The following is a 12,930-nucleotide window of genomic DNA, read 5'->3' as shown; positions in this document are numbered from 1 at the left end:
AAGTATAGATATACTTTATAGAAAACATAACTTTTATAAGAAACTATTAAATGTTAATAATTTGATCTCTCTCTATTTATCAGTAGAATTTAATATTCTGTATTCTTTACTAGAATTATTACACTTTATTTTCCAAGTAATAAAAACAAGTATTTAACTAATGGTATGTTAAAAAATTATTTACATAAAACAGTATTGTTAAATGAAGCAATTAAAAGTTTAAATATTCATCCAGATGGTATTTATTTAGATGGAACATTTGGTAGAGGTGGCCATTCACGTCTAATTTTATCAAAACTAAATGCAAATGGACATCTATTTGCAATGGATTGCGATCCCACAGCCGTTGAAGTAGCAAAAAATATTAATGATTCTCGTTTTACTATTATCCAGGGTCTAATTTCTACTATGACTTTGCATATGAAAAAATTGAATCATCTAGGCAGTATTAATGGAATATTGTTAGATCTGGGTGTCTCTTCACCGCAGTTGGAAGATCCCAACCGTGGGTTTTCTTTTAAGTTTGATGGACTGCTTGATATGCGTATGGATACAACATGCGGTCAATCTGCTGCACAGTGGCTAACAAGAGCATCAGTAGATGAGATCACTTGGGTTTTAAAAAATTTCGGTGAAGAACGTTTTGCTAAGCGCATCGCTAAAGCAATTTTCTTACGTAATAGACATCATCCTATTACTCGCAATCAAGAATTGGTAGCGCTGATTACTAATCATATTCCATTTAGAGATAAGCATAAGCATCCTGCCAAACGTAGTTTTCAAGCGATTCGTATTTATATTAATAATGAGTTACAAGAAATTAAACAAGCTCTAAATGGAGCATTAACATTATTAGCTCCAGGAGGAAGACTATCAGTTATTAGTTTTCATTCTCTAGAAGATCGTTTAGTTAAACAATTTATTCGGCAGCATAGCTGCATACAAATACCAGCAAATATACCGCTTACCGAGCAGCAAATTAGTGCTTATTATAAAAATAATAATCTTCAATTAAAATCAATAGGAAAAATACTGCCTTCTACTCAAGAGATAAATGAAAATTCACGTTCTAGAAGTGCAGTGTTACGCATCGCAGAAAAAATATAAAACCATATATAGTTAAAATTATCGTGCTACATTAATATTATTAATAATTTGCTATTTTAGTTTCAGCAATTTTTGTATTCATTATATAGATAGTTCATTATAGAATGTTAATGAATCTTCATAAAACAATATTTTATAAATGTTTCTGCTTATTATTTACTATATGTATGTTTTTTTTGGTTTTTATGTGTAATATCAATTACTATTATGGGTATTTTTAATGGCTTTATTCGTATGAAGATGTAGCGACGTTTATTAGTTTTTTCGCTATTCTTGATATGCTGTACCCCAAGGTATGTTCATAGGAATTATCATGATCGCAACTGTTAAGAAAGAGATATATTTCTTACTTATAGAATGTTCTTTCTAAAAAGAAAGATTTTAAAAAACAGAATTTGTATTTTCTATAGATAATTGTACTAATCTTTCTAGTGTATTTTTTAATTTTCCTTTACTAAGAGTTAGAGCAACATTACTAATATATGTAGCGCTTTTTACACTTAAACGTCGTTTTTTTTCTAGAAATGTATTTGTAATAATACAATTGCGTTTTTTATTTTTTATACTATTCAATTCCTTTTTTTTATCCATATCAGGATTAATCTTGATGTTGATGGATGATAATGATGGTATTATATTATTTTTTAGTGAATATAAAAGTTGATGTTGTTCATATAGAAATCTTAATTTCCAGCTAGCATTAGCAATTTCTAGTACCATCACGCTTTGATGTATATTAGCAACGCGACACCAAAAACGCAAAGGTACTGGTAGTAGTTTCTTTACTATATGATTAAGATTTAATAACATGATTCCCCGTTGCTGAATTTGTGATAGAGACATTTTGGTGTTTTTAGTACTAAAATCGATATTTTTGTGATCTAGATAACACATAACAAATACTCCGAATAAATATATTTAAAATTGTTTACTATTCTCTTATAATTTGTGACAAATTTTTTATGATTTACTTCAGGATATTATGTTAGTTATATCATGCTAATAAAGTTAATCATTACTTCCTACTATTTAGTTTCTCTTCTTAAGTAATAGCAACTTAAATCTGTAGAAAAGATACTCTTCCTTTATATTAATAGATAAAATTCTGTATTATCTACTAATATGACTAGTAGATATTTATCTATAATATTATTTTATTCAAATAATAGGATAAGTTGTAGATAGATAATAATTGTTTATATCTAAAATTTCTATATAAAATCTTTTCAAACTAACAATTTTTTTGCTGCCTCAATAAATGAGGCCTCTTTATTAAAGAATTTACTATGCTAACAAAATTATTTAAAAAATTTTTTGGCAATCATAATGATCGTACCTTACGTCGTATTGGTAAGATAATAGATGTTATTAACAACATAGAACCAGTAATGAAACAGCTGAATGATAAACAGCTTGCAGCAAAAACTGTTGAATTCCGTGAACTTATCTTGAAAGGAACATCAGTAGAAAGCTTGTTGCCAGAAGCATTTGCAGTAGTAAGAGAAGCTAGTATACGTGTTTTGGGTATGCGCCATTTTGATGTTCAATTAATAGGAGGGATTGTATTAAACGATCGATGTATAGCTGAAATGCGCACTGGGGAAGGTAAAACCTTGACTTCTACGCTACCAGCATATTTGAATGCTTTAAACGGAAAAGGAGTACATATAGTAACGGTAAACGATTACTTAGCAAAACGAGATGCTGAAAATAATAAACCTTTGTTTAATTTTTTGGGGTTAAGTGTTGGGATTAATATTCCAGAAATTACAATATCAGCAAAACGTGCCGCTTACGCTGCTGATATAACATATGGAACTAACAAAGAATATTGTTTTGATTATTTGCGCGATAATATGGTCTTTAATCCAGAAGAAAGAGTACAACTAAAATTGTCTTACGCACTAATAGATGAAGTAGATTCAATACTAATAGACGAAGCTCGTACCCCACTGATAATATCAGGTCCTGCAGCAGATAACTCTGCTATATATCACCAAATTAACACATTAATTCCTTCTTTAATTCGTAAAAATTACGAATATGCTGAAACTTTTCCAAGTGAAAGCTATTTCTCAGTTGATGAAAAATACCGTCAAATTAATTTTACAGAAAAAGGTCTCATCTTAATTGAAGAACTGCTGGTAAAAAATGGTCTAATGGATATTAGTCAATCACTATATTCATATAAAAATATTATTTTAATGCATCATGTTACTGCTGCACTACGAGCAAATATACTATTTGCTCGTGATGTAGATTATCTGGTAAACCAAGGAGAAATTATTATTGTTGACGAACATACTGGTCGCACTATGCCAGGACGTCGCTGGTCTGACGGATTACATCAAGCAATAGAAGCCAAAGAAAATGTTACCATACAGAACGAAAATCAAACATTAGCGTCTATTACTTTTCAAAATTATTTCAGACTATATGAAAAACTTGCTGGTATGACTGGTACAGCTAATACTGAAGCTTTTGAATTATATTCCATTTATAAATTAGATACAATAGTAATACCAACTCATCGTCCCATGATTCGAAAAGATTTATCTGATATTATTTTTCTTACAGAAAAAGAAAAAATAAAAGCTATTATTAATGATATTAAAAATTGTACTGAACGTGGCCAACCTGTATTAGTGGGGACTATTTCTATTGAAAAATCAGAGCTTATTTCTTCACATTTAAATAAAATTGGTATTCAACATAAAGTACTTAACGCCAAATTTCACGCTATTGAAGCAGAAATTATCTCTCAAGCTGGTGCCCCAGGAGCTGTAACAATAGCGACCAATATGGCTGGACGCGGTACTGATATTGTTTTAGGTGGAAGTTGGCAGTTAGAAAATATGTCAATAAAATCAAAGAAGAATCAGGATAATTGGAAAAAACTCCATCAAGCAGTATTAGCAGCTGGAGGGTTGCATATTATAGGTACAGAGCGTCATGAATCTCGACGTATTGATAATCAGCTTCGGGGTCGCTCTGGACGTCAAGGAGATGTTGGATCATCTCGTTTTTATTTATCTATGGAAGATTCCTTAATGCGTATTTTTACTTCTGATCGTATATCTAAAATAATACATAAACTTGGTGTAAAAAATGGAGAAGCTATTGAACATCCATGGGTAACTAAAGCTATAGAAAATGCTCAACAGAAAGTAGAAAATTATAATTTTAATATCCGTAAACAATTATTAGAATATGATAATATTGATAACAATCAGCGCATCGCAATTTATACCCAACGTAATGAATTACTTAATTTGTCTGATATAAGTACTATTATAAATAGTTTTCGCCAAGATATATTAAATATTATATTAAATAAATATCTTTCGAAGTCACGGGAAGAAATATTAGATACTAAAGGATTAGAACATCAACTAAAAGATAAATTTGATCTGGATCTATCTATAGATCAATGGTGGCAAAATGAATCTAAATTAAAAATTAATAATAACCTGTATAATAAAATATATAAATATATACTAATTAATTATCAACAGAAAGAAGAGATTGTTGGTAGTAATATAATGCGAAGTTTTGAAAAAATAATTATGTTACAAACACTTGATTCTTTATGGAAAAAACATTTATTAGCAATGGATTATTTACGTAAAAGTATCCATTTACGGGTATATGCTCAACAAGATCCTCAACAAGAATATAAACGTGAATCTTTCGAGATGTTTGATACTATGCTTATATTATTAAAATATAAAGTGATTAGCAAACTTAGTAAATTAAAAATTAGAAATAATACAATTGTCTAAAATTAATAGATTTTATTTTAAAAGACAAAAATTAATTTTAAAAAAATTTTTAAATATTAATTTAAAATAAAATTTTTTAAATAGATAACAAAAAAATATATATTTTATAATAATAAAATTAAAATAGTAATTTTAATATAAATTCACTATTATTATCATTGTATAATCTAAAAATATTAGAAGATGCTATCTTGTTATTTAGTACCGCTTGTATCCAAATATTATTTGTATTCATTTTACATGATGCAAGTATTGTACCAATTATTAGCCAGTGTTTGTTTCTTTTAACTTCTAATTTACAGCCAGCAGTAGGAATATTTTTAGATTTACCTACTAGCCAGCATAGTGTGCGTTTATGAGTACCGTAATATTGTGTACGTGCCACTATTTCTTGTCCTAGATAACATCCTTTATTAAAACTAATACCATCAATTAATTGTAAATTTACAGATTGTGGTATAAACTTTGCAAAATTAACATTATCAATAATGGGATATCCAGCTTCAATATCTAAAGATAACCATTGTTGACTATTTTTAAATATAGCTTTTTCTTTGAATTTTTGTTGCAGATAATTAGATACTTCTTTATTTGTTATTAATAGAAATCGTGGTGTTGGTAACTTAAAATATAACAAAGTTGTATACTTATAGTGTATTACTGGACAAAATATATTGGGCAAATTTTTAAAAATTTTTTCAAGTTCCATTTGTACTTGAAAACCTGCTATACCTAGCAAAACTACCTCATCATCTGCATTAATAGTAATTTTAGAAAACATCGCATATTTTTTTAGTTCTGAAAGATGATTATCACGCACGCTTCGTCTTTCAATAAAAGCCATACTTTGATTATAATAAAATATACAAATGTTACTAAAAATTTTTCCCTGGAAATTACAATGAGCAGCAAATTGAAAATGATTAATATCTAAAGAAAAAATATCGCAAGTTAATTGATTCTGTAAATATTTTTGTGTATCTATACCTTTAAATGTAACTAAAGCCCAATCTTCCATAGAAATAAAAGTTAACGGTAACTTTTTAGATGGAAATGCTAAATTTGAACATGATTGATCGTAAATTAGAGATAACATAAAAATTTTTTAATACAATATTAATTAAATTAGCTTATTTATATTTACTTTCAGTAATTGAAAGTTTTATAAAAAATAAAATTCTTTTTAAGAAAGAATTATCTATTATGTAGATAGAAGAATATTAATTACTATTAATAGTAAGTATATTTATATTTGAAGGGACAGGGATTCGAACCCTGGAAGGAATTTCTCCCTTAACGGTTTTCGAGACCGCCCCGTTCAACCGCTCCGGCATCCCTTCTATTTTAATAGATGATTATTATTAATAATAATTATGTAATAAAATTACATATTAATTTTAAAATTTTTAATTGAAATTTTCTTAAGTTATTTAAGAATCAAAAATTCTATTTTAAATAATAATTATATAAAAAATTTTTATATTTAAATATATTATTAATAATTTATATTAATATATAATACACTATAATTATTTAATAATATTATTATAATATAATAAATAATAATCTACAAGCTAGATTATATTAGCTATTATATATTAATAATAAGAGAAAATATTGTGAATAAACTAACTATAGTAGAAATTATTCAAGGACATGTAATTGAAGGTAATAAAATTACTGTTTATGGTTGGGTACGTACTAGAAGAGATTCTAGAGCAGGACTCTCATTTCTTACAATATATGATGGTTCTTGTTTTGAATCTTTACAGATCGTAATTAATAACAATATATCTAATTATAATAATGAAGTTATACGATTAACTACTGGTTGTTCTGTTTCAATAACAGGAAAAATAGTAAAATCTTTAGGTAAAGGTCAAAATTACGAAATTCAAGCTTCTCAAATTGAAGTAATTGGTTGGGTAAATGATCCAAATACTTATCCTATTGCTGCTAAAAAACATAGTTTAGAATATTTACGTGAAGTAGCTCATCTTAGACCACGTACTAATATAATTGGTGCAGTAGTAAGAATAAGACATACTTTAGCACAAGCTATTCATCGATTTATGAATGAACATGGTTTTTTTTGGGTATCTACACCATTAATTACTGCTTCTAATACTGAAGGTGCAGGAGAAATGTTTCGAGTTTCTACTTTAGATTTAGAAAATTTACCTAGATTGAATAATGGTAAAATTAATTATGATAAAGATTTTTTTGGAAAGGAAGCATTTTTGACAGTTTCAGGTCAATTAAATGGAGAAAGTTATGCATGTGCTATGTCAAAAATATATACTTTTGGACCAACATTTAGAGCTGAAAATTCTAATACTAGTCGTCATTTAGCTGAATTTTGGATGGTAGAACCAGAAGTAGCATTTGCTACTTTAACTGATATTTTAAAATTAGCAGAATCTTTACTTAAAGATATATTTAAAATAGTATTAAATGAACGTTATGATGATATGCAATTTTTTACAACTGTAATTAATAAAAATATAGTAAATCGTTTAACTAAAATTTTAAATATGAATTTTATTCAAATAGATTACACTGAAGCAATAAATATTTTAAAAAAATATGATTTTAATTTTAAAAACAAAATTTATTGGGGTATGGATTTATCTTCAGAATGTGAACGTTATTTAGTAGATAAATACTTTCAAGCACCAGTAATTATTCAAAATTATCCTAAAAATATAAAAGCATTTTATATGCGGATAAATAATGATAATAAAACTGTTGCTTCAATAGATATACTTATGCCTGGTATTGGTGAAATAATTGGAGGTTCTCAACGTGAAGAACGTTTAGATTATTTAGATAATCGATTATTTGAAATGGGACTTAATAAAGAAGATTATTGGTGGTATCGAGATTTACGTAAATATGGAACTATTCCTCATTCTGGTTTTGGTTTAGGTTTAGAACGATTAATATTATATATTACTGGCATACAAAATATTCGAGATGTAATACCTTTTCCTAGAAGTTCCCGTAATATTAATTTTTAAATTTAAAGTATAAATTTTATAAACTGCCTGGCAGTTCCCTACTCTCACATGGAGATACCTCCACACTACCATCGGCACTACAGCGTTTCACTTCTGAGTTCGGCATGGAATCAGGTGGTTCCACTGCGCTAGTACCACCAGGCAAAATAAATTTTTTAAATAATTAAATAGCTCAGGTGTTGTAAGGTTAAGTTCTCACGGGAAATTAGTATCGGTTAGCTCAACGCTTTACAACGCTTACACATCCGACCTATCAACGTCATAGTCTTTAACGTCCCTTCAGGAGGCTTAAAGCCTCTGGGAAGATTTATCTTAAGTCAAGCTTCCCGCTTAAATGCTTTCAGCGGTTATCTTTTCCGTACATAGCTACCGGGCAATGCCATTGGCATGACAACCCGAACACCAGAGGTACGTCCACTCCGGTCCTCTCGTACTAGGAGCAGTTTCTCTCAATCTTCCAACGCCCACGGCAGATAGGGACCGAACTGTCTCACGACGTTCTAAACCCAGCTCGCGTACCACTTTAAATGGCGAACAGCCATACCCTTGGGACCTACTTCAGCCCCAGGATGTGATGAGCCGACATCGAGGTGCCAAACACCGCCGTCGATATGAACTCTTGGGCGGTATTAGCCTGTTATCCCCGGAGTACCTTTTATTCGTTGAGCGATGGCCCTTCCATACAGAACCACCGGATCACTAAGACCTGCTTTCGCATCTGCTCGAGCTGTCACTCTCACAGTTAAGCTAGCTTATGCCTTTGCACTAACCTTACGATTTCCAACCGTAATTAGCTAACCTTTGTGCTCCTCCGTTACTCTTTAGGAGGAGACCGCCCCAGTCAAACTATCCACCAGACATTGTCTTCGATCCGGATTACGGATCTAAATTAGAATATTCAACATTAAAGGGTGGTATTTCAATTTGGGCTCCATATGTACTAACGTACATACTTCAAAGCCTCCCACCTATACTACACATTATAGTTCAATATTCAGTGTCAAGCTATAGTAAAGGTTCACGGGGTCTTTCCGTCTTGCCGCGGGTACACCGCATCTTCACGGCGAATTCAATTTCACTGAGTCTCGGGTGGAGACAGTCTGGCTATCATTACGCCATTCGTGCAGGTCGGAACTTACCCGACAAGGAATTTCGCTACCTTAGGACCGTTATAGTTACGGCCGCCGTTTACCGGGGCTTCGATCAAGAGCTTTTCACCCTATTAATTAACCTTCCGGTACCGGGCAGGCGTCACACTGTATACGTCCACTTTCGTGTTTGCACAGTGCTATGTTTTTAATAAACAGTTGTAACCAGCTAGTATCTGCGACTGACTTTAGCTCGGGACGTAATATCCTCTACTAATATGCCAGCATGCCTTCTCCCGAAGTTACGGCACCATTTTGCCTAGTTCCTTCACCCGAGTTCTCTCAAGCGCCTTAGTATTCTCTACTTGATCACCTGTGTCGGTTTGGGGTACGATTTAATATGACCTCTAGCTTAGAGGCTTTTCTTGGAAGCATAGCATTAATTCCTTCACTATTCTCATAGTTCGTTATTACGCCTCAGTGTTAAGAACTAGCAGATTTACTAACTATTTCCACCTTTGCGTTTGAACCGAGACAACCGTCGCTCGGAGAATCTAGCTGTCTTCGTCCCCCCTTCGCAGTCATATTAAGTACAGGAATATTAACCTGTTTTCCATCGATTACGCCTTTCGACCTCACCTTAGGATCCGACTAACCCTGCTCCGATTAACGTTGAACAGGAAACCTTGATCTTTCAGCGAGTAGGTTTTTCACCTACTTTATCGTTACTTATGTCAGCATTCGCACTTCTGATACCTCCAATATACCTTACAGTATATCTTCATAGGCTTACAGAACGCTCCCCTACCCAATAATATATAAATATTATTGCCGCAGCTTCGGTGTATAGTTTAGCCCCGTTACATCTTTCGCGCAGACTGACTCGACCAGTGAGCTATTACGCTTTCTTTAAATGATTGCTGCTTCTAAGCCAACATCCTGGTTGTCTATGCCTTTCCACATCGTTTCCCACTTAACTATAACTTAGGGACCTTAGCTGGCGGTCTGGGTTGTTTCCCTCTTCACGACGGACGTTAGCACCCGCCGTGTGTCTCCCGTGATAACATTCTATAGTATTCGAAGTTTGCATCGATTTGGTAATCCAGTATGGACCCCTATAACGAAACAGTGCTCTACCCCAATAGATGACTTCACGAGGCGCTACCTAAATAGCTTTCGGGGAGAACCAGCTATCTCCCGGTTTGATTGGCCTTTCACCCCTAACCACAAGTCATCTGCTAATTTTTCAACATTAGTCAGTTCGGTCTTCCAATTAGTATTACCTAATTTTCAACCTGCTCATGGCTAGATCACCGGGTTTCGGGTCTATATCCTGCAACTTAATGCCCAGTTAAGACTCGGTTTCCCTACGGCTCCCTTATACAGTTAACCTTGCTACAGAATATAAGTCGCTGACCCATTATACAAAAGGTACGCAGTCACATTTTATTAAATGCTCCTACTGCTTGTACGTATACGGTTTCAGGTTCTATTTCACTCCCCTAACCGGGGTTCTTTTCACCTTTCCCTCACGGTACTAGTTCACTATTGGTCAGTCAGGAGTATTTAGCCTTGGAGGATGGTCCCCCCATCTTCAAACAAGATATCACGTGTCTCGTTTTAATTATTGAGCTCACAATAAATACATTTTCAGATACGGGACTATCACCCTATATTGTTGATTTTTCCAAATCATTTTCTTAATGTATAAATTGATAATGGCTCTAGGCTATTCCCTTTTCGCTCGCCACTACTAAGGGAATCTCAATTGATTTCTTTTCCTTAAGGTACTTAGATGTTTCAGTTCCCTTAGTTTGCTTTGTTAAGTTATATATTCGCTTAACAATGATGTAATTAATTACATCGAGTTTCCCCATTCGGATATCGCCGGTTAATAACGTTTTATACCAACTTACCGACGCTTTTCGCAGATTAACACGTCCTTCATCGCCTCTGACTGCCTAGGCATTCACCGTATACGCTTAATATACTTAACCTTACAACCCTGAACTATCTAATTTTTAAAAGAACATAATGGAGCCAAGCGGGATTGAACCGCTGACCTCCTGCGTGCAAAGCAGGCGCTCTCCCAGCTGAGCTATAGCCCCAAATATCATAACCCCTGATAGGCCTGAGTGGATTTGAACCACCGACCTCACCCTTATCAGGGGTGCGCTCTAACCATCTGAGCTACAAGCCTATAATAAATATTTTAACTATATCAAATAATCTGAGGTGGACACATCAACAAAAATATTTTTTATTTTAAGGAGGTGATCCAACCACAGGTTCCCCTACGGTTACCTTGTTACGACTTCACCCCAGTTATGAATCACAAAGTGGTAAGCGCTCTCCCTTTTTAAGGGTTAAGCTACTTACTTCTTTTGCAACCCACTCCCATGGTGTGACGGGCGGTGTGTACAAGGCCCGGGAACGTATTCACCGTGGCATTCTGATCCACGATTACTAGCGATTCCGACTTCATAGAGTCGAGTTGCAGACTCTAATCCGGATTACGACATATTTTATGAGATCCGCTGACTTTTGCAAGATCGCTTCTCTTTGTATATGCCATTGTAGCACGTGTGTAGCCCTACTCGTAAGGGCCATGATGACTTGACGTCATCCCCACCTTCCTCCAATTTATCACTGGCAGTCTCATTTGAGTTCCCGACCTAATCGTTGGCAACAAATGATAAGGGTTACGCTCGTTGCGGGACTTAACCCAACATTTCACAACACGAGCTGACGACAGCCATGCAGCACCTGTCTCAGAGTTCCCCAAAAGGCACCAAAACATTTCTGTTAAGTACTCTGGATGTCAAGAGTAGGTAAGGTTCTTCGCGTTGCATCGAATTAAACCACATGCTCCACCGCTTGTGCGGGCCCCCGTCAATTCATTTGAGTTTCAACCTTGCGGCCGTACTTCCCAGGCGGTCGATTTAACGCGTTAGCTACGAAAGTTACAGCCTAAGGCCACAACCTTCAAATCGACATAGTTTACAGCATGGACTACCAGGGTATCTAATCCTGTTTGCTCCCCATGCTTTCGTACCTGAGCGTCAGTATTCGTCCAGGGGGCCGCCTTCGCCACTGGTATTCTTCCAGATATCTACGCATTTCACCGCTACACCTAGAATTCTACCCCCCTCTACGATACTCTAGTCTACCAGTTTCAAATGCAGTTCCTAGGTTAAGCCTAGGGATTTCACAATTGACTTAATAAACCGCCTGCGTACGCTTTACGCCCAATAATTCCGATTAACGCTTGCACCCTCCGTATTACCGCGGCTGCTGGCACGGAGTTAGCCGGTGCTTCTTATGCAAGTAACGTCAAATTATAATGTTATTAACATAATAACTTTCTTCCTTGCTGAAAGTGCTTTACAACCCTAAGGCCTTCTTCACACACGCGGCATAGCTGCATCAGGGTTTCCCCCATTGTGCAATATTCCCCACTGCTGCCTCCCGTAAGAGTCTGGACCGTGTCTCAGTTCCAGTGTGGCTGTTTATCCTCTCAGACCAGCTAGGGATCGTAGCCTAGGTGAGCCATTACCTCACCTACTAGCTAATCCCATCTGGGTTCATCTTATGGCGTGAGGCCTGATAAGGTCCCCCACTTTAATCTTATGATTATTATGCGGTATTAGCTATCGTTTCCAATAGTTATCCCCCTCCATAAGGCAGATCCCCAGATATTACTCACCCGTCCGCCGCTCGCCAGCAAATAAGCTTAGCTTATTTCTGTTGCCGCTCGACTTGCATGTGTTAGGCCTGCCGCTAGCGTTCAATCTGAGCCATGATCAAACTCTTTAATTTTAAATCTAATTCTTAAATAGAAAAAATTTTACTTATATAAATTATAAGTATTCATTTTCAATAATTAAGATTTTATCTTATTTAAATATTTTTTGTGTGTGTCCACACAGATTA

4 protein-coding genes, 3 tRNA genes, 3 rRNA genes and 1 pseudogene are annotated in these 12,930 nt (G+C 34.1%); 3 read left to right on the top strand and 8 right to left on the bottom strand.

Translation table 11 applies throughout. From position 1 onward, the window contains the following. The first annotated feature begins 165 nt into the window (after positions 1-165). Complete coding sequence (rsmH, locus tag A4A67_RS00910; protein WP_067569333.1) at positions 166-1,107, top strand: 16S rRNA (cytosine(1402)-N(4))-methyltransferase RsmH; 942 nt, start codon at positions 166-168, stop codon at positions 1,105-1,107. Between the two features lie 381 nt (positions 1,108-1,488). Here the strand turns inward: rsmH and A4A67_RS00905 are convergent, their stop codons facing one another. Then, on the bottom strand, positions 1,489-1,950 hold the full coding sequence (locus tag A4A67_RS00905; protein ID WP_231914649.1) for a DUF721 domain-containing protein: 462 nt from the start codon (positions 1,948-1,950) through the stop codon (positions 1,489-1,491). A 443-nt stretch (positions 1,951-2,393) separates the two neighbouring features. Here A4A67_RS00905 and secA point away from each other — a divergent pair. Continuing rightward, positions 2,394-4,871, top strand: a pseudogene (gene secA, locus A4A67_RS00900) (preprotein translocase subunit SecA); the annotation flags it as partial. Between the two features lie 136 nt (positions 4,872-5,007). On the opposite strand, the gene ygfZ reads toward secA, so the two are convergent. Together ygfZ and A4A67_RS00890 are read right to left on the bottom strand one after the other, a co-directional pair. After that, positions 5,008-5,985, bottom strand: a complete 978-nt coding sequence (ygfZ, locus tag A4A67_RS00895; RefSeq protein WP_067569327.1) for a tRNA-modifying protein YgfZ — start codon at positions 5,983-5,985, stop codon at positions 5,008-5,010. A 157-nt stretch (positions 5,986-6,142) separates the two neighbouring features. Continuing rightward, positions 6,143-6,229, bottom strand: a tRNA-Ser gene (locus tag A4A67_RS00890). Between the two features lie 279 nt (positions 6,230-6,508). Between A4A67_RS00890 and asnS the strand changes: the two genes are divergently transcribed. After that, positions 6,509-7,909: an asparagine--tRNA ligase gene (gene asnS, locus A4A67_RS00885; protein ID WP_067569324.1), complete on the top strand. Its 1,401-nt coding sequence runs from the start codon at positions 6,509-6,511 to the stop codon at positions 7,907-7,909. 25 nt (positions 7,910-7,934) lie between these two features. Here asnS and rrf read toward each other — a convergent pair. The 5 genes from rrf to A4A67_RS00860 all read right to left on the bottom strand — a co-directional run bounded on the left by rrf (position 7,935) and on the right by A4A67_RS00860 (position 12,816). Next, positions 7,935-8,051, bottom strand: a 5S ribosomal RNA gene (gene rrf, locus A4A67_RS00880). Positions 8,052-8,092: 41 nt separating this feature from the next. Next, a 23S ribosomal RNA gene (locus A4A67_RS00875) occupies positions 8,093-10,994 on the bottom strand. Between the two features lie 38 nt (positions 10,995-11,032). Further along, positions 11,033-11,105: transfer RNA gene (locus tag A4A67_RS00870), tRNA-Ala, on the bottom strand. A gap of 18 nt (positions 11,106-11,123) precedes the next feature. Beyond that, positions 11,124-11,197 (bottom strand) — tRNA-Ile (locus A4A67_RS00865). 66 nt (positions 11,198-11,263) lie between these two features. Further along, positions 11,264-12,816, bottom strand: a 16S ribosomal RNA gene (locus A4A67_RS00860). The 16S, 23S and 5S rRNA genes sit together here with 2 tRNA genes alongside, the layout of an rRNA operon. Positions 12,817-12,930 lie beyond the last annotated feature (114 nt).

The organism is Candidatus Mikella endobia (genome assembly GCF_900048045.1).
In the GTDB taxonomy this organism is placed as follows: Bacteria; Pseudomonadota; Gammaproteobacteria; order Enterobacterales; family Enterobacteriaceae; genus Mikella; species Mikella endobia.
This window is presented reverse-complemented; position numbering and strand designations above follow the sequence as displayed.